This is a genomic window from Pirellulales bacterium, from assembly GCA_033762255.1.
In the GTDB taxonomy this organism is placed as follows: domain Bacteria; phylum Planctomycetota; class Planctomycetia; order Pirellulales; family JALHPA01; genus JANRLT01.
On record JANRLT010000021.1, the window covers coordinates 296,184 to 319,498 of the forward strand.

Here is a 23,315-nt window from a genome sequence, read left to right on the forward strand (position 1 = left end):
GGTCCTTTACTTTGATTTTTGGGTTTTCACGGCAACCTTGTCAAAAGGAGTGTCCGCGAGTGATTGGGATACAAGCCGCAACAGTTTAACAAGATATTTTTTTTCCTCCTCGCTCAGTAAAGCCACCATTTGGTCTCGAATGGATTGGCCCGCTTGCCACACTTGCCGATACTTTCGCAGTCCAGTATGCGTCAACGCCACCGTTCTGGCGCGCGCGTCCGTGGGATGGGTGTTGCGCGTGACGAGGCCCCGTTTTTCCAGCAAGACCAACATGGCCCGTACCGTGCTGGGATCAGACGGCATGCGCGAAGCCAATTCACGCTGTGTCAGCGCATGGCCTCTCGCCAACGTCGCTAACAGCACAAATTGATCGGCGGTAACGCCATATTTCACAAAATGCATATCCGAACGCCGATGAAGCGCCAGGTAAACGGCCCGGAGTTCTAGCGGTAGTTGGTCTTTCGCCTTCAAGCAAATTTCCCGTGATTCGGTAGTAACACTAAACTCCTAAAACGTATGTATACGCACTAAATGACCAGACGACAAGACAAAAATCAAAAAAATTCCCATGCAGGACAAATTTTCACGCCATCCGGGCAGAACAGCAAAACCCTCGTGCTGTGTCCCGGTAAAGATTCGAGATAGGCAGATCAGCCGCTGGGCGCTAGCCCACGTTTTTTGCCGCTCTAATCGTGGGTGACGTCCGGTTTGTGCAACAGCCGCACCCCACCTCAAAGCGTTCATTCAGAAAGCAGCTATGCCAGAAACAATCCCTTCAATCCGCATGGCGACGAATTTTCATTAAAGAAATAGTTTTACACTTGATGAATAGGCGACGATGCCCTACTTGACCGGCGTTAACATCGCCTTGTGGATCACAAAGCGGCTGCCGTTGCTACCGATAAAGAGTGTGTCTTTTTCCGCCGGGTCCCAAGCTTCGGGCACGACCGGAAAAGCCTCTTTGCTTAGCTTGCGAAAGATTTCTTGCTTGTCGGCCAATACCTGCAACCCCGCCGTACGCACCTTGAGCGTCAGGGTGATCGGCGTGTCCAGCACCAGCACCGCGCCCCGATGGCTACCGCGACGATCCGTGGTATCCAAACCGCTAAGATTGTCCTGATCCACATACAATATCGATTGGTGCCCCCCCCGCGCAAAGCCCACGATAAATTCCTTGTCGCTCGCCTTACGTTCCACAATGAGGGTTAAGTCATATTGCGCGGGTATATTCGCCGGAAATTTGAAGATGGCGTTGGCGCTAATGGGCGTGACCAGGGTTTTATTGTCCATTTTCCACTTGCCATTGACCGCATCCTGGTCGAGTTTTATTCCGGATAACAGATCCACCGAACCCGCCGGAATCGTCAAATCCAAACTTGCCGCCGCGATGTTTTTAGTCACGGTGTTGCTGGACGTGGTTTTCGCGGGCTTACTTTCCACGGTATTGCTATCGTCAATGCGGATCTTGAGATCGGGCTTGGTCTCGCTCTCATTGGGAATGAATTTTTCGACCAGTTTTTCAAAATCGCTGGTCACCGCGGGCTTTTTGGCTTTTTCTTTTTCCGCGGCCAGCTTGGTCGACTTTTCCAGTTCACTGGCAAAGGCCTCGGTCGCGGTTTTTAGTTGCTCGGCATGTTTGTCGGAAAGCTCCTTTTCACAACGGACCAGCAACTTTTGCATCTCCGTCAACCGGTTAGGAGAGTATTTTCCGCTGCCGACCTTGACGGCAAATTTGGCCGCCTTGGCCGCTTCCAAGAAATCTTTTTCCTTATACCAGGCAATCGCCAGGGCATCCCAAAATGGAGCCGCCTTTTCAGGAAATTTGGCAATCCCCTCGTGCCAGGCCTTCCGCGCGTCTTCGCTCTTGCCAGCTTTGGAATAGGCCATGCCCAACTCGCGATGGGCGTCCAGACTATCCGCCCCCCAGGGGTCTAGGACGATGGAATTTGCCAGATGCAAGATTGCTTTATCATAAAAGGGAGTCGTGACAAACTCCAAATTCCCTAGCGTGCGTAGAAACTTACCATAACGGTAGTTAATGGCGGGGCTGTATTTGCCGTCGTCACTGATGATGTCGGAGTATTGTTCGAGGATATTAATCATTATTATTCGAAAGCGCGGATCGGAATCGTCCATTTCGCCTTTGATGCGTTGCATTGCCTCCAGCAGGCGGTCCGAGCGTTCAATAAGCTTTTCTTCTTTCTCCTTATCCGGGCGCAACTGCGACGGGGTGATAAATTTTTCCGTGTCCAGATCATATAAGGGAAGCGCGAAACCCTGCCCTTCGTTGCGGCTCTTGAGGGTATTCATACCGATCACTTCCCCCTGCATGTTAAAGAGCGGCCCACCGGAATTACCCGGGTTGATAGGAGCACTGGTTTGATAATATTTGACTCCGTCAATTTCGCGATCCACGCCGCTTAATAGTCCATCAGTGATTGATTTGACCAAACTGGTATCTCCCCCGCCGCCGGGGTTACCGATGGCAATCACATCAATCCCCGTCGCTTGTTTTTCCTTGGCTAATTTGATGGGCGAAAGAGTTCCCGGATGTTCCTGCGGATCGATCCGCACCAGGGCCATGTCAAACTTGGGATGAAAAGCGATGATTTTTACTTTTTTAAAGGTGACGGTCATATATTCGCCGTTGACTTTGACATCTAATTCCGCCTCGTAAGGGAGCGGAGAAGAAACGACGTGCTTATTGGTCAGGATCAGCCCGGTTTTATCTAAAACCATCCCCGACCCAAAGCCATCCTCGCACTTAAGAAAAACGATGCCGTGGTTGACCTTGTCAAAAACGTCCTTGGCGGAGTTTTCAGCCAGGACGACCGCACTGGCCCAGAGTTGCCAGCAAACAATGCCCCAAACGGCAACGTAACGCAAATAGGCCCCGAGCTGCATAGAATCACCTGTCAAAGAAAGTTTATTTGACAAATTACGGCCACGCCGTCGTGGCATACGGCAAACAAGATTAACGCGGAGGCAGCCATCGAAAAAACTCCCATGTCGTGTCGTAGCTTTATGATAGACGACCTTGAGGCACAAAATCAAACCAATCCAAACTAGTTTTTTGAATTTGCCAAATTAACACAATTCCCCAAAGAACGCCGCCGCGGCTTGACAGTTTATTGCCTGTAACGGAGAGGGATTTACCGCGAACCGTGAAAATCCTGAAATTTCTACTCTTTATTTCTGGCAACTTCGGACCTATGATTCTTTATAGCCGCAACTTGTTTAACTAAAAGAGGTTGCAAGAATTTTAACATTTCCCCGTGCTGACTCTTGTTGAGTTCCCCGCGGTTCGTTCGTCCACTTGTGTTCATTACCCGCTGAGTCACCCGTTCGTAGACATACCAGTTTCTTGACATGGAACAATCCCCATCAAATCCTTCCCCGGGCAAACCCACTCCTCCCCCGCCGCAACGCCAAGCCATGGCTGTGCTGACGGTCGTGTTTTTATTTTTGTCGATCACGTTTTTGGTGTTTTTGATCTCGGTCAATCCCGCGCCCCGCTACCAGATAAGTTATGACCAGTTTCGTACGGAATTGCGGCGGGGCAATATATCGGAAGTGCAGTTCGAATCGGCGTTTTTGATGCGCGGCAAATTTCGCCAGACACCTCCCAATATCGAACCAATTTCGTGGTCCGCGTTCTTTAGCAATATCATCCGGGAGGACTCCTCTAAACCCACAGCTGGCGACAGTTCTCCTGGCAAATCGACCACCCCCCCGACCGGGGAAAAAACGGACTCCCAAATTTCAGCCAAAACCGGCGCTGAACCCGCTAAATCCGTCGAACAATCCGACAAAAACTCCCCCCCTCCATCAACAGAGACCACCCCTACCCCGGAAGCTCCCCCCGCTGCTACAGAAGTGGCTCCCCCCGCAAAAAATTCCCTCCCCACGGCTGAAACATCATCCCCTCCCTCAAAATCCCTAGCCAATACGCCAAAAACCTCCGCCAAGGACTCTTCACGTGCCGCAAAAGACTCCCTCACCTTTGAGGTAAAGCTGATTCCGGTCATGGGCGAGGATCTTGATCGCGAGCTGTTGTCCCACAATGTCAAAGTCATTGGCATGACCCCCAATGATGGGACGGGATTGTTTTTGGTTGCTTATTTGCTAGTGCCGCTCTTGCTGTTTGGCGGCTTGTGGTACCTGATGTCCCGCATGCGCGACCAAATGATGGGGGGAGGCATCCTGGGGGGATTTACCCGCAGTCCCGCCAAAAGATATGACACCCAGGCCAAACCGGTCACTTTTGCCGATGTGGCGGGGCTAGAAGGGGTCAAAAATGACCTGCAGGAAGTGGTGGAATTCCTTAAAAATCCGCAAAAATTCGCCCGTCTGGGGGGTCGAATCCCCAAGGGAATTTTGCTGTTTGGACCCCCTGGCACCGGTAAAACCCTGCTCGCCCGCGCTGTCGCCGGCGAAGCCGGAGTGCCGTTTTTCTCGGTCAGCGGGTCGGAATTTATCCAAATGTTTGTTGGCGTGGGGGCCAGCCGGGTGCGGGATCTGTTTCGCACGGCCAAGGAAGCCTCTCCCGCGATTTTGTTCATCGACGAAATCGACGCCGTTGGCCGTCACCGGGGCGCGGGCCTGGGGGGCGGAAATGACGAGCGTGAACAGACGCTCAACCAAATTTTGAGCGAGATGGACGGCTTTAGCCAAAATGAGTCGGTCATCGTGATCGCGGCTACCAATCGACCCGACGTGCTAGATCCCGCGCTGTTGCGTCCGGGGCGGTTTGACCGGCACATTACAGTCGACCGTCCCAACGTCAAAGCCCGCAAGGCCATGTTTAAGGTACATTCGCGCGATGTCCCGCTGGCACCCAGTGTGGACCTTGATCGCCTGGCCGCGGGAACCGTCGGCCTGACCGGCGCTGATATCCGCAATCTGGTGAATGAAGCCGCCCTGTGGGCGACGCGAAACGGCAAATCCCAGGTTGATATGAGCGATTTTGAATATGCCCGCGATAAAGTGCTGATGGGGCCCAAACGCGAAGAAATTTTATCCGGCAAGGAAAAAACCATGACCGCATACCACGAGGCGGGGCACGCGCTTTTGGCGTGGCTGTTGCCTGGCGTGGATCGCGTGCACAAGGTCACCATCGTCCCCCGCGGCCGCGCCCTGGGCGTGACACAGTTGTTACCCGAGGAAGACCGTCTCAATATCGGCCAATCGGACCTCATGAACCGGTTGGTGTTTATCCTAGGGGGGCGGGCGGCCGAGAAAATCATTTATAACGAGTTTAGCGCGGGAGCTGAAAACGACCTGATGCAAGGGACCAAACTTGCCCGCCGCATGGTCGCCCACTGGGGCATGAGCGAACGGGTCGGGCCGGTGGCCTTTCGCACTAGCGAAGAGCATCCTTTTTTGGGTAAGGAAATCGTGGAACAGCGGGAATTTAGCGATCACACGGCTCAACTGATCGATGAGGAAGTCTCGCGCATCCTGCACGAGGCGGACAACCGCGCCCGCCAAATGCTCAGCATGCACAGGGATAAACTGGAAACACTGACCCGCGAACTGGAAAAACGAGAGGTCCTGGACGATGTAGAGATCGCGGCCCTTATTGGTCCCTCGGCCAATGCCAAAGCCGCCAGCCAAAATGGCCAGGCCGATCCCCTGGGCGAACTTCCGCCGATTCCGGTTACGGTGGTCACGGGAGGAAACTAAATATAGCGGCGAACAGCCCTCGTTTCCCATTTTGTCCCGGTAATCTTTACTCGCGCAGACCGGCATCTTGCCAGTCATCATTTCTCCGGCTAGGCTAAAGAGGCATTCGCCGTCACCAGCAAATTTTTGGGGCGGCGAGGATGTTGGATTTTCTTACTCTTTACACATTGAGGAGTTGTTGATGCGCGCCCCGCTTCGTGTTGGTATCATTGGTTGCGGCTGTGTGGCCGTGATTGCGGCAATTCTTCGCTTTAGTGGAGCATCCCTGGCAATGGCAGATGAAAAAACCGCGCCCGCGGGAAAGCCGCTGGCCCACATGGTCTATTTTACCCTGGCCGAATCCACCCCCGCCAACCGCGATCAACTGGTGGCAAATTGCAAAAAATACCTGGATCAGCATGAAGGAGTGGTGTACTTTAGCGTGGGGACGTTGTCCGATTACAAACGCGAAGTGAATGACCGCGAATATGATGTCGCGTTGCATCTGGTATTTAAAGACAATGCGGCGCACGATGTGTACCAGGACCATCCCCGCCACCAAGAATTCATTACCAACAGCAAAAACCTGTGGAAAAAAGTGCGGGTGTTCGATTCGGTGCTGCAGTAATTTTCAAGTGGGGATTTTGCCGCCAGCGGCAAATGATTAAAAACTCAAACCAGCCTGGGGTGATCCCAGGCTGGTTTTTTTATTGCCCGCGGTTTGCCCGGCAATCTGGTAAATGTCATATCGACATGGTTACCTAAGCGGGATTTATCGCCCGCGCAAGGGGATCGTTACCGAAAATCCCCCCCGTTGCAGGGTGAGTCCCCCCTGTGGACCGCCATCAGGGTTGTATCCCCCGAAACCCCAAGCTGGGGCGGGCTCGTTGAATTGGCGGCCAAAACCGCTTGCTCCAGGGGTAAAAGTGACGTGCCCGTCTGTCCATTGCCCATGCCCATCTTGCCAGTGATCGAGGCGTGGTTGCCCAAAATTCCCCGGCGGTTCAAAATCCCGCGCGGGGGGATAACCGGTTGTCCAAGGGGGGGCGACCGGGGGAAAATGTCCCACGCCGGGTCCCGCGTGGCGGCGTTCCGCCCGTTGCCAATTTCTTTCCGCCAACCGGTGCTGCTGCTCGATGGCCAAGCCCTGCTGGACCAGCACAAAGGCTGATTGCAGTTCCCCGCGATTCCCCGTGGCACAGAATGCCTGGATACTTTCCACGGCCCCATGCAAAGCGGATGCGGCCCGGGGATCACAAACATGCCGCAGCGCCACGCGCAGCTCTGCCCGCGCGGCACGCACATGCCCCTCGCTGGCTAAAGGATGATTTGCGGCCCGATTAATGGCATACAACGCGGCGATCATCGGTTCTTCGCCGGCAAAATGCACGCGTTGGCCGCGATAGTGAAAGTTTTGGGCGGTGGCTGGCACCGGAGCCATCGTAAAAATTAGCAATAGACATCCAGCAAACCAAGGAATTTGACGGCGGAAATAGCGTAGCATTGATCAAGCTCCCCATGGGCAAGGGCGAGTTGCCCACAATCAATCCGGGGCCGGCTAACTGGAAGAGGGGGTCCAGACACTTCTACAATTGGCCACAAACCCGCGGCTATTTTTGAAAGCGATAGCCGTCATGCCGGGGGGACAGGGATTCCTAACGGTCGATCGTATGAATAACAGGGTTTATCCGCCACTGCGTTAAAATCGGTATTTCTGGAAGCCTGACAAAACAAAAAAAGAGGTCCACCACAAGGGAGGACCTCTTTTGTTGGGACAAATCAAACTTCCAGGTTCTTTGCGGATGGCTAGCCACCCGCAAAGTCCTGGATCATTTTGATGATACTACTTTTGGCGGCGACGCAGACCCATCACGCCCAAGCCGATCGCGGCCAGCGAACCGAGGACCCAGGTGCTGGGTTCGGGAATCGCGGTGACAACCGGATTGCTCAGCGGATTGCCGACACCGGATCCAAAGAACGAGTCGATGGGCAGGTAGTCAGCAGAGGTCACCACACCGTCGAAGTCACCGTCACCCAGGGTCCAGCCGCTGGTCAACCCGGCGGAAGTGGCACCTTGGTTGGAGTCAACCACGACGTAGTCCGAACCGTCAACCTTGCCGTCCAGGTTATAGTCACCCGGATAGGTAAAGCGGACGATCACTTGGTTAAATCCGGTCCCCATACCCGAGTCACCCAGGGTGAGGTCGTAGAACGGATTGCCAACATCGCCGAATTGGCTGTTGAGGTTGTCCACGGGGATGATGACGCGGGTACCGCTGGAGTTATCCACCGCGGTGCTGCCGATCATCGGGACGCCGTTACCAGGAGCCGAGCCGAAGCTGTAGTAGTTATCCACCAGGGCAGTAACCGCGGCAATCGGATTCGGGCTGTTAACGGAATCGTTATGGTACAACACCAAGTCATTGTCGTTCAAATCCAGGTAGGATTCGTTCCCCATGACCAGGCCCGCGGCATCAGCGGCGGTGTTATTAATCACCACCAAGCCAGCGGAACCACCATCATTCGTAGCGACATTCACCCGGGTAAAGTTGGTCGCGTTACCGGCTGCCAACGACAGCTTATTAACGCGCAACCCATCGACATTAAAGGTCTGTTGGGCCGCAACATTCACCGTACCGGCGGCGGTGCCAAATCCGGCACCCGTACCGACCACGCGGCCAGCGGTGTCGTTATGGTTGACGTTCAGCACGCCGCTGCTGGTCATGACAACCTTGGACTTGTTGGCGCCAGCCGACAAGACCGTTTGGCTACCAGCGACATTCAGCGTACCACCCACATTCACCGTGGTGCCGGTCCCGATGGAACGGGCGTCGGCAGCATTGATGGTGATGTTGGTGGTGCCGCCGTTAAAGCTGGCGGTGGCATTATTACCCAGGCTGTAATTCCCGGTAAAGGTGCCATTCCCCAAGGACTGGGCTCCAATGCTGAGCGTGCCAGCACCAGACTTGGTAAAGGAAGACCCGTCGGCCACACTCACAACAGCGGTGTTATAAGCACCAGCATTGTTGAGCGTGCCACCGGTGCCAGTCGCATTGATCGCCCGGCTGTTGCTCGCGCCGGTGGTCCCCAACGTGCCAGCGCCACTCAGATTGACGTTCCACATGTTGGTGATGGCGTTGACATTGCCGGTTGCCCCATTGCTGACATTCACGTTACCCAGATTGGCGGGATCAGTGACATAACGGAACTGGATTTGGTTGCCATTTTGGCTGAATCCATGCACCGGACGGACATACTGCGATTGGGTACCGCTGTTATTGCCGTTCTGGAATGGATCATCCATGTTGGTAGACAAATCGTCAAACCCGTCGCTGCCGTCCAGATCGATACCGAAGCCGGGAGCGAGGTCTCCACCCGGATTGTTGGACCAACCAGAGTTATTGGAAGGACCAGCGCCGCCGCCACCTTCATGGAAGCGAACTTCGATGTCGGTCCAACCGACCGGCAGGATGATTTCACCGGTCGAACCGTTGTCATCCCACTGGGTGTTGCGATAGCGATCAACACCACCCAGACGAATGTAGACATCGTCGTCAAAGTTCTCGCCAAAGGCAACCGATCCCAAACCGTCCGAAGTCGTCAGGTTGGTCGAATTCGGATTGAGGTTGATATCGGCGGCGTTGTCCGGGATAAAGATCTGACCCTTGTAACCCACCAGTTGATTATCGCGCCAGAAACCAGCGATAAATTCGGCTTGGGTGACGGTTCCACCCTCGCCACTGCCGTATTCATTGCCGTAACGCATCCGTTCATTCCGGAAGCTGCCGGTGAGCGGCGTGGTGGTGTCAAAGCCACCCAAGAGCAACGCTTCGAGTAGCACGCCGTTTTCCACCGTTGGCGCGGTGGGTTGATTAAACACCGCGCTCGGCAGGTTGGTCGTTCCGCTGCTAAAGTTCAAGTTACCCTGAAGAGTACCGCCAGTCATGGTCGCACCGGTGCCGGTGTTGCCGGTTCCCGGATTGAAGTTCAACGTGGCGCCTTGCTGCACATTGGCGCTGGCAGCGCCCGAGAACATGACGCCATTGTTGGTCAATGACACCGTGGTGGCATTCGCGGAGTTATCACCCGACGGACGGAGGGTACCAGATCCAGCCACAGTACCAGTAATGGTATAAGTGGTGGGGTTGACCTCGTTGATGTTGTTGGGGGATTCAAACGCCAGCGTTGTCCCAGCGGCGATGTTGGCGTTAACCACGGTGGTTTCGTTGGCAACGGTTGGATCTTCGCCAATGACAGTGCCGACACCCGTGGAGACAGCAATGTTGCTGTAGGTGGTTGGCAGGTTATTGACCAGACGAGCGCCATCCTGCAGGGTAAAGGTCCCGGTAAGATTGGCTGCCGCCAAATCGCCATTGAACAACCGCTGCGTACCAGCGCCAACCAGGACGTTTGTGCCAAAGTTCAGCGTGCTTTGGAAGCCTTCGGTCGTGCTAAAGCGACCTGCCTGGCTGGGCTTGTTCGGCTGAATCGTTTCCAAAGCGGTGCCAGTACCGGTGCTAAACAAGAAGCGTTGGCTACCACCACCACCTGTGTCACGCGTGACCAGGGCGATGTTGTATGCACCCGCTCCAGCAGTAAAGGCGCTTCCGTTGATTGTGGCCTGCACGTCGTTGTTGCAGCAACCCGCGCTGGTGATCATTTCACCCGTTTCGTAGGTGTTGTTCTGGTTCAAGTCAACCCAGACGGCCATTTGGTCGTCACCGTCGAACACACCAAAGTTGAAATCAGTGGCCAATTCAGAGGCACTAATGTTGATCTTGCCGGACAACACCTGGGTGTAGGTATCGCCGGTATTGATGCCGTGGAAACCGTCCACATCGACGTCGCCGCTGCAGCAGTTACCAGCACCATCGGTAAAGTTGGCGGTACCAACTAGGTTGCGGTTATTAACCGAAACTCCGGTGGCCAGCAGGTTGTTAATGCCAGCGCCGGACGCATCGTCAATCACATCAGTGGTGCTACGGTACAACCGGGCACGCAAGGCATTCGAGACATTGCCAACCGCAGCGTCGGAAATGTTCAATTCCAAACGACCGCCATTGATTTGCAGCGTCGAACCACCCAGGGTATTGACCGTACCGGCGACATTGGTCGTGGCGCGGGTCACACCGGCGTCCAGTTTCAGCGTGAGGTTGCTAGAGAGCGGGGTCATCGCGGTGTTGGATAGATCCAACACGCCACCACCCCCCTTGCTCAGGACCGAGCCGGGAGTCGCCGAAATACCGCTTAGTGGAGGAGTGATCACGCTGACGGTGTTCAAACCGACATTTCCGTCCACCGAGATGCTGCTGAACGAGGTGGCGGCGGTATCAACCGTCAAGACACCGGTGTTTTGCAGGGTCAAGGCGCCAAAGTTAGCCCCGGCACCTTCCACGCGGATGGCCGAGCCAGGACCAGAGACCGTGATCGGCGTATTGGTCAGATCCATCACACCCCGCTGGCCAAACTGAGCCGGTGTCGCGCCGGGATTGATTGTGCCGGTAGTGCCACCTTCGTGGGTGTTGCCAAATTGGAAGTGGTAGCTGCCGCCGCCGCCGCTGTCATTAACCGCCAGGGCGATCTTGTAGGTACCGGCATCCAGAGAGATCGAGGAAATATCGTCCTGGTTGCAGCAACGGTCGTTGTCGATCAATTCGTCAACGTCGACACCGGGGGTCGTGAAGACACCGTCGTTGTCACCGTCGATCCGATCAAAGGTCCCGTTGTTATTCAGGTCAATCCATAACGAAACGCTATCATCGTTATCCAGGGTGGCAAATTCATGGGCCAGGGCGGTCCCGGTGGTCACACTGGTGGTAAAGTAACCGGTGTAAATCACGCCAAAGTCACCCGTGTCGGCGCCATAAAAGAACTGGCTGACCTTACCATCACCGTTGCAGCAATTGCCCAACCCATCGGTAAAGTCAATCGCGCCAGTCGCATTGCGGGAGACGTCGGCCAACCGAGTCTCAATAAAGCGCATCCCTTCGACCGTGTCGGGCCATTGGGTGCCGCCTTCGTTGAAGTTACCGCGGTCAAAGAACCGGGCTTGGAGCGAACCGCCGACAATCGGGGCGGTGTTTTCAAAGACCACCGTACCGCCAGCCAGATTCACAGCCGCGCCGCCGATGGTGCTGACCGTGGAGTTCTTTACAACCTTGGTCACGCCACCGTTCAGTTGAACGGTGTCACCTGCGGTCAGGTTCGAGGCGGAGGAAGTGTTGGTGATTTCCAGCGTGCCTGGGCCGGTCTTGACCAGCGTGGCCACGCCACCGGATTTGCTCAACACGCCAGTGCTAGCGCCGGTGGTGTTGTTAATCGTGGCGGTGCCGGTGATGGTGGTGCCGGCAAAGTTCGCCTTGCCGCCATTGGTGTTCAACTGGGAGTTGTTGATGGTCAATGCGCCGTAGTCAACATCCGTATCGGCAACCGACAAAATCGTGGAGGCGGTGCCGCCGCTCACGGAGATGTTGTTGCTGGTGAAGTCGTCGCTATCTTCAGGCACAATGGCGGAGAAGTTAGCCGAACGAGCCACAGGATCAATCACTTCCAGCACATTGCCGGTGTCCGGACCATTCCAGCCAGCGACAAAACCCGATCCACCACCTTTTTCATAAAAGCCGATGGCGATCTGGTGTTGACCTGCCGACAGGTTGATCGTGCCGGTACGCAGGGCTTGGTTGGTCGGACCAGCGGGATCATTGATCCCCTGGTAGCTGTTATTGTCGACAACCTTGACGCCGTCGATAAAGATCACCGAACCGTCGTCACCAGCGGTTTGGAAGGTGTAAGTACCGGGAGTCGTGATGTTCAAGTTGCCAAAGAAACCGGCCACATGTTCATCGGCATTCAGCGTCGTAGCGCTGGGGAACGGATTTCCGCCGCTGTCGTCCAAGGTGGTAAACCCGCCGCCATTGGGGAAGTCGAGGGCTTCGGTCGAGGCCAAAGCGGTTTCGGGATCGCCCATGCGGTCGCGCAGGGCCAAGAGGCCTTCGTAGGTGTCAAAACCGATGATACCGTTGCTGGTACCGGCGCTGAACCGGGGACCATAAGCGGTACGGCCACCGACGTCATAGTTGTAATACTCATGGCTGAGTTGACCGGCGATTGTCAAGCTGCTGGCGATGTCGGCGATAAAAGTACCGCCAGCCAGATTGATCGTGGCGCCACCAACCGAGTTAGAAACGTTCGCACCTGCGCCACTTGCACGGAGGGTACCGCCGGCGTTCACGGCGATGCTGGCCCCGGCAAAATTGTTAGCGCTAGCGCCCAACTGGGTGTTGGTGAGACTCAGCACACCGCTGGAGATGGCGGATGGGCCGAAAGAGGTGACTTGGGAGGAAATCGTGTTGGCACGATCACCAGAAAAGCTGCCAAGCTGTTGAATGGAACCTGTCGTCAAGGAACCATTGCTCAGCGTAAAACCAGTGGTCGCGGGACCGGCGAACTCCAACTGGTTGATGGTAAAGGGACCCGAGGTCAAATCCACGCTAAAACCAGTAGCGGTGTTGTTGAAGGTCGCCTTGTCAGGAGCGCCAGGAACGCCAGCGGACCAGTTAGAGGCTGAACCAAAATCACTGGTACCCCCAATCCATACCGAATCCGCCGCCGTGGCCGCGGTTGCTCCCATGCCAGCAATGGCAAAGAGCGAGATGATCTTACTTAACTTCGAACGCTTCGACATGATGTTCCCCCAACGAAAAGATGAACGCAGAACCGAGTAGTAAGTGAACTCTTCCAAACACGCGCGCGTTAATCCAGGTTGTTTGGATAAAACGTGCGCTTTGGGTCCCCCCGGACCCACCCCCTCTAAAAAACAAAATCAGAACGATTTCGTTCCAGAAGAATCTGGAATCATTCGTATACCAATAACATCAACTGTGCCGGTTTGTCTACGATTTGGTTAGTGAATTATCAAAAAAAGACGGTTTTAACGAAAATTCTGTTAAAGAACCATTACTTTCAGCAAATTTATGAGTTAATGCGTCAATTCAATTGATATTCTTTGCGGCCAGTAGCCTTCATCAATACTCAATCCATACAACTCCCACTGTCGATTTCTGACAAGAAGCTTGCGCAGAACTAACATTTCGCCACGTTTTGATTCCTTTTTGCACCATAAGCCCCCCTTATTTTCGATATTTTTCCACTTTTTATACGATTTTAACAATTTGACCCGTCGCGGTCCTGCATGACCTTTCTCCTCATCAGCCACCTCGTTCCTTTGATTCTAAACCCTTTTGCTGGCAAAGTTTACCACGATAAATGCCGACATTATGCGCAGCCTCTTTCCCCAACGACCCGTCGCGCGCCTTCTTTTAGCTTTGTCTTAATCCTTCGAAAGCCTTTTTTCAATTTTTTTCTTTATGGCCAATTCCATCCGGAAAGCCGCGATCTTGCTAATGTCGCTCCCCCAGGACGACGCGGGCAAAATCATGTCAAAATTTACGCCCAAAGAGGTGGAAGCGGTTTCGATCGAAATCGCACGGCTGGGGGCGGTAAGCAGCGACGAACAAGACAACGCGATCAATGAATTTGCCAATAATAGCACCAGTTCGATCGCCGGTTCGGGGGGCCTGGATTTAGCTAAGTCGCTGGTGGAAAAGGCTTTGGGAAAAAACGCCACCAGCACGCTGGATAATGTCCGCCAATCGATCGAGGCGGTCCCCTTTGGCTTTTTGAAAAATGTCGATAGCCAAAATCTGCTCACCTTTATCACCGATGAGCACCCGCAAACCATCGCCCTGATTGTCTCGCACCTGTCTCCCCAACAATCCGCCGATATCGTGGCCGGATTGCCCAGCGAACGCCAGTTGGCGGTGGTGCGGCGGATCGCGACCATGGGCCAGACAAATCCCGAAATCATCAATGAAGTGGAAAAGGGATTGGAATATCGCATTTCCGGCGTGATGAGCCAGAGCTTTGAAAAGGCGGGAGGCGTGCAGACCGTGGCGGAGATTTTGAACGTCATCGACCGCGCTACCGAACGCAGCTTGTTGGAAAATCTGGCGCAAGAAAACCCCGATTTAGTCGAGGAAATTCGCCGCCTGATGTTTGTCTTTGACGATATCAACAAGTTTAACAATAAAGACATCCAAACCGTCCTCAAGAACGTCGAAACCAGCCAATGGGCGATGGCCCTCAAAGGGGCAAGCGAATCGCTCAAGGAAAAAATCCTGGGCAATTTGTCCACGAGAGCCGCGGATACCTTACGCGAGGAAATGGAATATTTGGGTCCGGTCAAGCTCTCCGCCGTGGAGCAGGTGCAGCAACAAATTGTCGATGTGATCCGTCGTTTGCAGGATTCCGGCGAGTTGGTCATTCAAAGCAGCGAAGAAGAAGAACAAATGATCGTCTAAGCCATAGGGTCGACGGCCGCGTCCGCTTTGCAGGGGGGCCTTGGTTTGCTAGCATTGGCCGCATGAATCTTTCCCCCATGATGCAACAGTACCAACAGGCCAAGGCGTCCTGTCCGGATGCGCTGTTGTTGTTTCGCATGGGTGATTTTTACGAGCTATTTCACGAGGACGCCCGCACCGCGGCGACCATCCTCAATCTGACGCTCACCAGCCGCGACAAAGGCGAAAATCCAGTGCCGATGGCCGGTTTTCCCTATCACCAGCTCGAAAGTTATCTGGCCAAACTGATCGCCCGGGGCCTGCGCGTGGCGGTCTGCGAACAAGTGGAAGATCCCGCCGCGGCCAAGGGAATTGTCCAACGGGAAGTCGTGCGGATCGTGACCCCCGGCACCTTGACCGATGACGCCCTGCTCGACCCGCGGGCCAATAATTATTTAGCCGCGGTCGCACCCGGAAAAAACGACCAACTTGCCGGCGTGGCCTGGGTCGAACTTTCGACCGGGCGCTTTTGGGCGGGACAATGCCCGGCGGCAAAACTGGCGGACGAGCTCGCGCGAATTGATCCCGTCGAATGCCTCTGGCCGGAAGGACTGCCGTGCCCTTTTGCGACGAGTGCCGACCCCGGCCCGGGAAAAATGGCAATCACCACCCGACCAGGCTGGATTTTTAGTTTGGCATCCGCCAAAGAAGCGTTATTGCAGCAATTTGGCATTCATACACTGGAGGGATTTGGCTTTGGGGAAGAAACCGACCAGCCAGCGATTTGCGCGGCGGGGGCGGTCATGTTGTATTTGCGCGAAACCCAAAAAGCCACGCTTCCCCAACTGGATCGGCTGATCCGTCATCAACCGGGCCAAACGCTGGAAATTGACGAAGCCACTCGCCGTTCGCTGGAATTAACCCGCACCTTGCGCGATGGCCGCCGCGAAGGGACCCTGTTGGCGATTCTGGACCGGACACAAAACCCCATGGGAGCGCGGTTATTGGCGGAATGGGTGGCCGCCCCCCTGACCGAGGTGGCCGCGATCGAGCAGCGGCTGAATGCCGTGGCCGAATTGCGGGGGGACCCGCGTTTGCGCGATGCGGTCCGGGCCGACCTGCAAGAGCTAAAGGACCTGGAACGGCTTTTAGCCCGAGTGGCCACGGGACGCTGCACTCCGCGTGATGTGGGTGGAATAGCCAAGGCGTTATCGCTATTACCGGGTGTGAAAGCCCGCTTGTCAGAACGGGCCGCCCCCCTTCTCAATGAACTAGAGTCGGCGATTCAGCTTTTTCCCGAATTACGGTCTCGACTGGAATCAGCCTTGGTCGATCCCGCCCCCCTCGCGCTGAAGGAAGGGGGCATTATTCAGCCGGGATTCTCGGTCAAGCTGGACCAATTACGCGATCTGGCCAGCGGCGGCAAACAATGGATCGCCAACTTTCAAGCGGCGGAAACAGCCCGCACGGGCATCCCCAGCCTCAAAGTCGGCTTCAATAAAGTCTTTGGCTATTTCATTGAAATCACTAACACCCACGCGCAAAAAATTCCGGCCAATTACATTCGCAAACAAACCGTCAAAAACGCCGAGCGTTACATTACGCCGGAATTAAAGGAATACGAGGAACGGGTCTTAACGGCCGAAGACCAGGCCCAGCAGTTGGAATATGAGCTTTTTTGCCAGTTGCGGGACGACGTCGCGGGACAGGCCGGGCTACTGCGGAGCACGGCGGGCGCGCTGGCGCAATTGGACGCGCTGGCGGCACTGGCCGACCTGGCCTGCGCGCGGAATTATTGCCGACCGCGGATCGTGGCCGAGCCGGTATTAGAGATTTCGGCCGGGCGACACCCGGTGGTGGATGCCCTGGCCGCGGCGGGAACGTATGTCCCCAACGATGTCTCTTGCGGCGGGAATGAGGGGCGGATTTTATTGATCACTGGCCCCAACATGGCGGGTAAAAGCACGTACATTCGCCAAGTGGCGCTCATGACGCTTTTAGCGCAAATTGGCAGCTTTGTTCCGGCAAAAAGCGCCACCATTGGCGTGGCGGATCGGATTTTTGCCCGCGTCGGCGCCAGCGACGAACTGGCCCGCGGTCAAAGCACCTTTATGGTCGAAATGACCGAAACGGCCAGAATCCTCAACACCGCCACGCCTCGCAGCCTGGTCATTCTGGACGAAATTGGCCGCGGCACCAGTACGTATGACGGCGTGTCCTTGGCCTGGGCGGTGACCGAATACCTGCATGACCGGGTGGGCTGCCGGACGCTATTTGCCACGCATTACCATGAATTGACCGATCTGGCCAAGACGCTTTCTGGCGTAAAAAACCTCAACGTGGCCGTGCGGGAATGGCGGGAACAGGTGGTGTTTTTGCACCAGATCGTCCCCGGCGCTGCGGACAAAAGCTATGGCATTCATGTGGCGCGGTTGGCGGGGATCCCGCCGGAAGTCAACAACCGCGCCAAGGAAATTCTAGAGCAACTAGAGTCGCAGCATTTGGATGGCAAACCCGCCAGCCAACGCCGCGTCATCCAGGGAAAAAACAAACGAAGCGGGGAATGGCAAATGCTGCTGTTTGAAGCGCCGGAGCATCCCGTCCTGGAGGAACTACGAAAATTGAGTGTTAACGACTTAACACCGCTCCAAGCACTGAAGCTGCTGGAGGAGTGGAAGGGACGGGTTTAGGGAGAGAGTATTTGATTATCATCACAAACCGGTTTAGAGATTTAGTGGGTAAAAGTAGGTAATGGGTGACGAGCCCTAAGCTTGTGGGTCACAGGCCCAACCGATCCCAGCCTAGGGCAAGCGGAGCGTCGCCCTAGGTTCATGGATAAAAGAAATAGCAAGGGCCAACGGGCCGATTCAGCAACACCGTCTATTTGATAGGAAATCGGGCTGTGTAGGGGAAATCCAGTTCTGGGAGATAGAGGAATATTTCAATATAAAAATACAGAAAAAAATTTCCTTGTCAGCGTATTCCCGGCATTATAATGCGTTTTGGCTTGGTACACATTAACACCTCTGAGCGACACCTTAACAGGGCTTTGAAATACAATGCAACGCATGCATTCCCTCTTCATTGTGTTATTCCTCTTGGTATTTTTGGCCCAACCCGTCCCGGCCTTCAGCCAACGCTCCTCCACCGCGCAGTCTCCCGACCGAAAAATTGCCGCCTCGCTGGCTGTGGACGCCCAGGGACGGCCCTTGCTGCGGGTTCAATTTCAGGACCGGCACGTGGCCGGGGCGCACTTTGGCCTACGGTTCGCCGATGGCGTCGTCTTGGGTCAAAACAGCCAAATCACCGGAGTCTTGGCCAATAAACACTCAGAGGATTACACCATTCCCGTGGGAAAGACTTCCCGTGCCCGTGATGAACATCAAGAACTGGTGGTGGATTTACAAGAGTTGCCCCCGGCGGATGCCACCCGGGAAAATAGCAAAACCACCCCCCTACGCTGGCAAATCGCGATCCGCGTGTTTAATGATGGCGTGGCGTTCCGCTATGTGGTGCCACGGCAAAAGGGATTTCAAAAATTTGTCCTGCTTGATGAGGAGACGTCTTTCACATTTCCCCGAAACGCGACTGGTTGGATTCTGCCGCTCGATAGTTACACCACGTCATACGAAAAACACTACCTGGTCCAGCCGTTAACAACCATCACCGCCAAGAACCTGGTCGGCTTGCCGTTGCTGATGCATCTTCCCGGGTCCACCACCCAGCCCCATGCCTGGGTGGCCATGACCGAGGCCAACTTGCACGATTACGCCGGGATGTACTTGGCGGGAATGAATGACGAGGAAAAGTCCAATACTACCGAAAAAGGAAGCCCCGACCTGCGCTTGCAGAGCAAACTTTCTCCCCTGCCGCAGCGGGAAGACCAAGCCAAAGTCATCGGCACGGGGACGTTTGCTTCTCCCTGGCGGGTCCTTATGATCGCCGCCGATCCCGGCAAGTTGCTGGAATCGAATATCATCTTTCACCTCAATCCACCATCCAAAATTGCCGATCCTGGCTGGATCAAACCCGGCAAAACGACTTTTCCCTGGTGGAACGGTTATGTGCTGGAGGGGGTCGATTTTAAAGCGGGGCTGAACACCGCCACGCACAAACATTACATCGACTTTTGCGCCCAGCAGGGGATTCCCTATCACTCGCTGGACGGGACCGACACCGCTTGGTATGGCGGACCGATCGTCCCCACCGGACCGACGGATGTCACCAAATCCGTCCCGGAAATCGACCTGCCGGAACTGTTGCGCTATGCCCAGGAAAAAGGGGTGCGTCTGCGACTATGGATGCACTGGCGGGCGTTAAAGCCGCAAATCGATATCGCCCTACCCTTGTATGAAAAGTGGGGGATCGAAGGGATCATGGTCGATTTTATGGACCGCGACGATCAGGAAATGGTGGCGTTTTATCACGAAATGGCCGAAAAATGCGCTAAACACCACCTGACGCTCACCCTGCACGGGGCCTACAAGCCCACGGGCCTGGAACGGACCTGGCCGAATGTCCTCAACTACGAAGGGGCTCTCAACCAGGAATACGACAAGTGGGAACCAGAGGGGGTCACGCCGCGGCATAACCTGGACATCGCGTTTGTGCGGATGTTGGCCGGACCGCTCGATTACCACCAGGGGGCGATGCGACAAACTACGGCAAGCGAGTTTAAACCGCAAAACGAACATCCCCGCGTGCTAGGAACCCGTGCCCATCAGTTGGCGATGTTTGTGGTGTTTCAGGACCATCTGCCAATGCTGGTGGACTTTCCCGCGGCCTACCGCGATCAACCGGGGCTAAAATTTTTGGTCGACGTCCCCACCACCTGGGACGAGACACGCGTCCTGCGCGCCGACGTTACCGCGCCGCCAACTGGCCAGTTGCTGATCATCGCCCGGCGGAAAGGGGCGGATTGGTATATCGGCGGGATGTGCGACCAACCAGTGGAGTTGGAACTGCCGCTGGATTTCTTAGCGGCAAACAGTGAAGCTGAAAATTCGGCGGTAACGAACCGAACGCAACTTTATACCGCGGACCTATACACCGATGTCACGGCGGAGCAACCGACCGAGGTGCAGGTAACACAAACAACCGTGACGCCTGCCGAGAAGCTCAACCTTAAACTGGTCGCGGGGGGCGGTGTGGCGGCAAAGTTGACCCCGCAAAAGCCGTAGTTTGGGCGCCCCGGACATCCACCGGGTAGCCAAGGAACTTGTTCCTTGGCCGCGCAGCGGCAGGAAGCAGTTCTTTAATTATATGCGTTACATGCTGTCGGCTGCTTGTATTGTGCACACGGGAACAAATTCCAATGCCACCCCGCGGCCAAGAAATAATGGCTTTCAAAACCCACACGATCCGCATCTCGGGTTGACCGCCTTGTTCGGCGATCGGCTCATTCGCTTGGCGGATCGGAAAGCTTAAATTCGTATAGCATAATTTCCTCGACGAGCGAGTCAAAATCCCAACACTTGCACATGGATTCCTTAGCTGCGACTGGTTCAATGCCTTCGTGAATCTCGAAGAATTGTTTGCTGCCTTTCATGCGAACTAACGCACGAAAGTGCAAAGTCTTCTCGTATTCGTTTACGACTTCCAAATACGGTCGCTTGGCCCCCTCCCGAGGTGGCAGCCCCGGTGATGCGGAGGTTAGTGCGAGTTTGACCTTGATCGCCATCTTTGGATCGCGCGTTTCTTGGGACTTGGAGGGTTGCGAAAGTTTATTACCATCTCGATTGAACACAATGGCGAATTCCTCACCGGTCGCAACTTGGATATTCTCCTCAATCTGTTTTATATCAACGACTTGTGGCTTGTCATCCGCAAGCAGGACTGTCAGGTATCCAAATAGTAAAACCGGAGCGGTCACCGCGAAGATCGTCTTCATTATGAAGTCTCCAAAATGGAAGAATGGGTGGAAAGTCTAGCCGAACCTATAGACGCTTGACAGCCGATTTAGGTTCCAAAATCTTTCCGCCGATAAATACATTTTCCAGGCTTTACGCTGGGAGATTGGTAGTATCCAGGCCAGCGACACGGCGATTTTCACGTATCGTATCCCTTGAAATAATCATTGTCTAGTTATTTATTTTTCATTGAGCAAAGCACTTAAGTCCATTAAGGAATGTTCCCAATCCCGTCAATTTCAGTTGTAGCTGGTAGCGAGTGACCAGCGGTAAATCAAAGATACTATTGGGATAAAGCCACTGCCGCGCAGTCCCACCAATCGTGGGACTGCGCCGTCAATCTTTGTTGGTGAATCATGGCGGTTTGGCGGCTGGTCCCACCCTACATTTTATTATTTTGCGTACCCCGGGTGGTCGCTGCACTCCAACCCGGGGCTAAGGGCTGTAACCGCTGCGCGGTAGAAAGGGATTCAACCAAATCCCGGTTGCCATAAAGATGACGCTCCTCCGGCGCTGAATTGTACGTCCCCCGCCACAATCCTGTCTCCCGTCTCACACCTCCCATCTCTAGCCTCCCATCTCGCGTCTCCCGTCTCCCACCTCTGGCATACCGCCGATGCCAGCGGTGGCTTTGTGGCAACCTCTCACAGAGTAAAAAAAGTACTATCCACCGCCCACTAACCACCCATCACTCACTTCACCGTGCCGTTGGTTTCAAACGGAGTCGGCGTGATTGGTTCCGGCGTGGAGGATGCACCGCCGCCAGCCACCTTCAGAAACGACTCCGGCAGTTCCACGCCGCCAATATCACGCAGGACTTGCATCATGGGCGGCAAGCTGCGGGCCATGTTTTGTAAAAAGTTGGTTGTTTGGCTTTTACCATTCTCGCCGCCGTTTTCCCAGACAATGACTTTGTCAAACTTGATGTTGCTGATGGCTTTAGCGCTGGCATCGACCAGATTGTCAAAATGCTCCAGCAGCAGCAGTTGAAACGCCGGTTGAGCCCCGCCGCACGCGCTGACAATTTCCCGCAAGCCCGCCGCTTTTTTTGCCATGATTTCGTATTGTCCGCGGGCCTCGGCCTCTAGTTTGGCGTAAATGGCCTTGGCTTCCCCTTCGGCCTCGATCCGGCGGCGTTCGGCCGCGGCTTCCGCTTCGACGATGGCCCGGGCTTTGTCAGCTTTGGCGGGGGCTTCGACCTCGGCGCGACGTTCCGCCTCGACCCGTTCGGCCTCGGCCAGCGCGGCTTTGGCCATGGCCCTGTTTTGCACCTCCAACACCGCCGCTTCCGCTTCCCGTTTGCGCGTCTCGCCAATTTTATAGGCGTCCGCTTTTTTCACCATCAAATCCGCCTGCGAAGCCGCGATCACCGCTTGGGCGATGTTTTCGCCATCGACCGCCTTGGCGTTGGCCTCGGCGATGCGCACCCGCATGTCTTGTTCGGCCAGTTTGACGGCGGTGTCCCGCTCAAACGCGGCCTGCTGTTCGGCAACTTTTTGCTCCCGTTCCAGGGTCGCCACGCGGACCGCCTGTTCGCGGGCAGCCTCGCGCGTGCCGATCTCGCGCAGTTTATTGGCGTTGGCGACTTGGATCAGTTTATCGCGGTCAGCTTCGGCCACGCGGCTTTCGCCGATCCGTTCTTGCTCGGCCACGTCGCCGCGGGCTTGTTGAATCGCCTGGCTGGCCGCCTTTTGGCCGATCGCGTCGATGTAGCCGCTTTCATCGGTGATGTCCGTGATATTGACGTTAATCAGGACCAACCCGACTTTTTTTAGTTCCGGCTCCAACGAGCTTTGAATGTGCTGCTGAAATGTCTCCCGGTCGCGGTTGATATCCTCAATCTTCATGCTGGCGATGACTTGTCGCAACTGGCCAAAGATGATTTCCTCCGCCTGTTTTTTGATCTGCGCGGTGTTCAGGCCCAGCAGGCGAATTGCGGCGTTGTTCATTACTTCTAGTGTCGTGCCAATGGCCACCGTAAAAACGCTGGGGACATTGACGCGAATATTTTCGATGGACAGCGCGCCACGCAAGGGAATTTCGATTTGAATCGGCTCTAAACTCAGGTACGCGTAATCCTGGATCAAGGGCCACACAAACGCCGCACCGCCGTGAATGGGGCGTGACACATTCCCGGCGCCGGTCCTACCATAAATCACCAGCACGCGGTTGCTGGGGCACCGCTTAAAGCGCGAGATCAACAGCAGGACAAAACCAAAGAAAATAATTGCGGCCAAGATTCCAGTGACGGCCAACCAAAAATAAAGGCCGCCGGATTGGAATTGCGCCCAGAGTGCCGTCTGTGCAAAAAAATGTGTCGTAGGCATCGTGTCGCCCCCCAAAAATGAGGAATGTCCTAAGAGTGTGTGAATGAATCTGGTTGTTGTCGTTTGGATATGAGGAC

The 23,315-nt window shown here is 55.1% G+C and carries 11 protein-coding genes; 5 read left to right on the plus strand and 6 right to left on the minus strand.

What is annotated here, in order from left to right; genetic code table 11:
• Window positions 1-6: 6 nt before the first annotated feature.
• Both SFX18_06800 and SFX18_06805 read right to left on the minus strand, forming a co-directional pair.
• Window positions 7-471 carry a MarR family transcriptional regulator gene (locus tag SFX18_06800; protein MDX1962842.1) on the minus strand — a complete coding sequence of 155 codons (465 nt, stop codon included), beginning with the start codon at window positions 469-471 and terminating at the stop codon, window positions 7-9.
• A gap of 372 nt (window positions 472-843) precedes the next feature.
• Entirely contained in the window at window positions 844-2,904 is a 2,061-nt protein-coding gene (locus SFX18_06805) for a trypsin-like peptidase domain-containing protein (protein MDX1962843.1), read from the minus strand.
• 465 nt (window positions 2,905-3,369) lie between these two features.
• On the opposite strand from SFX18_06805, the gene ftsH reads away from it, so the two are divergent.
• Together ftsH and SFX18_06815 are read left to right on the plus strand one after the other, a co-directional pair.
• Window positions 3,370-5,685 carry an ATP-dependent zinc metalloprotease FtsH gene (gene ftsH / locus SFX18_06810; protein ID MDX1962844.1) on the plus strand — a complete coding sequence of 772 codons (2,316 nt, stop codon included), beginning with the start codon at window positions 3,370-3,372 and terminating at the stop codon, window positions 5,683-5,685.
• Between the two features lie 181 nt (window positions 5,686-5,866).
• On the plus strand, window positions 5,867-6,292 hold the full coding sequence (locus SFX18_06815; protein ID MDX1962845.1) for a Dabb family protein: 426 nt from the start codon (window positions 5,867-5,869) through the stop codon (window positions 6,290-6,292).
• Between the two features lie 144 nt (window positions 6,293-6,436).
• Here SFX18_06815 and SFX18_06820 read toward each other — a convergent pair whose 3' ends face one another.
• Window positions 6,437-7,096 carry a hypothetical protein gene (locus tag SFX18_06820; protein ID MDX1962846.1) on the minus strand — a complete coding sequence of 220 codons (660 nt, stop codon included), beginning with the start codon at window positions 7,094-7,096 and terminating at the stop codon, window positions 6,437-6,439.
• 411 nt (window positions 7,097-7,507) lie between these two features.
• Window positions 7,508-13,348, minus strand: coding sequence for a PA14 domain-containing protein (locus SFX18_06825; protein MDX1962847.1), 5,841 nt, complete (start codon window positions 13,346-13,348; stop codon window positions 7,508-7,510).
• 682 nt (window positions 13,349-14,030) lie between these two features.
• Here SFX18_06825 and fliG point away from each other — a divergent pair.
• The 3 genes from fliG to SFX18_06840 all read left to right on the plus strand — a co-directional run bounded on the left by fliG (window position 14,031) and on the right by SFX18_06840 (window position 20,182).
• Window positions 14,031-15,023 carry a flagellar motor switch protein FliG gene (fliG, locus tag SFX18_06830; protein ID MDX1962848.1) on the plus strand — a complete coding sequence of 331 codons (993 nt, stop codon included), beginning with the start codon at window positions 14,031-14,033 and terminating at the stop codon, window positions 15,021-15,023.
• A 62-nt stretch (window positions 15,024-15,085) separates the two neighbouring features.
• Window positions 15,086-17,692, plus strand: coding sequence for a DNA mismatch repair protein MutS (mutS, locus tag SFX18_06835; protein MDX1962849.1), 2,607 nt, complete (start codon window positions 15,086-15,088; stop codon window positions 17,690-17,692).
• A gap of 369 nt (window positions 17,693-18,061) precedes the next feature.
• Window positions 18,062-20,182 (plus strand): glycoside hydrolase family 97 protein, encoded by a 2,121-nt coding sequence (locus SFX18_06840; protein ID MDX1962850.1) that lies wholly within the window; start codon window positions 18,062-18,064, stop codon window positions 20,180-20,182.
• 218 nt (window positions 20,183-20,400) lie between these two features.
• Here SFX18_06840 and SFX18_06845 read toward each other — a convergent pair whose 3' ends face one another.
• Together SFX18_06845 and SFX18_06850 are read right to left on the minus strand one after the other, a co-directional pair.
• The gene (locus SFX18_06845) at window positions 20,401-20,892 is read right to left on the minus strand and encodes a hypothetical protein (protein ID MDX1962851.1); all 492 of its coding nucleotides are present in this window, start codon (window positions 20,890-20,892) and stop codon (window positions 20,401-20,403) included.
• A gap of 711 nt (window positions 20,893-21,603) precedes the next feature.
• A complete protein-coding gene (locus SFX18_06850; GenBank protein ID MDX1962852.1) occupies window positions 21,604-23,238 on the minus strand; it encodes an SPFH domain-containing protein in 1,635 nt (544 codons plus the stop codon).
• Window positions 23,239-23,315 lie beyond the last annotated feature (77 nt).

What these genes read in the sequence shown, in the direction of transcription:
- SFX18_06805 (MDX1962843.1), bottom strand. Translation starts at nt 2,904, where the DNA reads ATGCAGCTCGGGGCCTATTTGCGTTACGTTGCCGTTTGGGGCATTGTT.
- ftsH (MDX1962844.1), top strand. Translation starts at nt 3,370, where the DNA reads ATGGAACAATCCCCATCAAATCCTTCCCCGGGCAAACCCACTCCTCCC.
- SFX18_06815 (MDX1962845.1), top strand. Translation starts at nt 5,867, where the DNA reads ATGCGCGCCCCGCTTCGTGTTGGTATCATTGGTTGCGGCTGTGTGGCC.
- SFX18_06825 (MDX1962847.1), bottom strand. Translation starts at nt 13,348, where the DNA reads ATGTCGAAGCGTTCGAAGTTAAGTAAGATCATCTCGCTCTTTGCCATT.
- fliG (MDX1962848.1), top strand. Translation starts at nt 14,031, where the DNA reads ATGGCCAATTCCATCCGGAAAGCCGCGATCTTGCTAATGTCGCTCCCC.
- mutS (MDX1962849.1), top strand. Translation starts at nt 15,086, where the DNA reads ATGAATCTTTCCCCCATGATGCAACAGTACCAACAGGCCAAGGCGTCC.
- SFX18_06840 (MDX1962850.1), top strand. Translation starts at nt 18,062, where the DNA reads ATGCAACGCATGCATTCCCTCTTCATTGTGTTATTCCTCTTGGTATTT.
- SFX18_06845 (MDX1962851.1), bottom strand. Translation starts at nt 20,892, where the DNA reads ATGAAGACGATCTTCGCGGTGACCGCTCCGGTTTTACTATTTGGATAC.
- SFX18_06850 (MDX1962852.1), bottom strand. Translation starts at nt 23,238, where the DNA reads ATGCCTACGACACATTTTTTTGCACAGACGGCACTCTGGGCGCAATTC.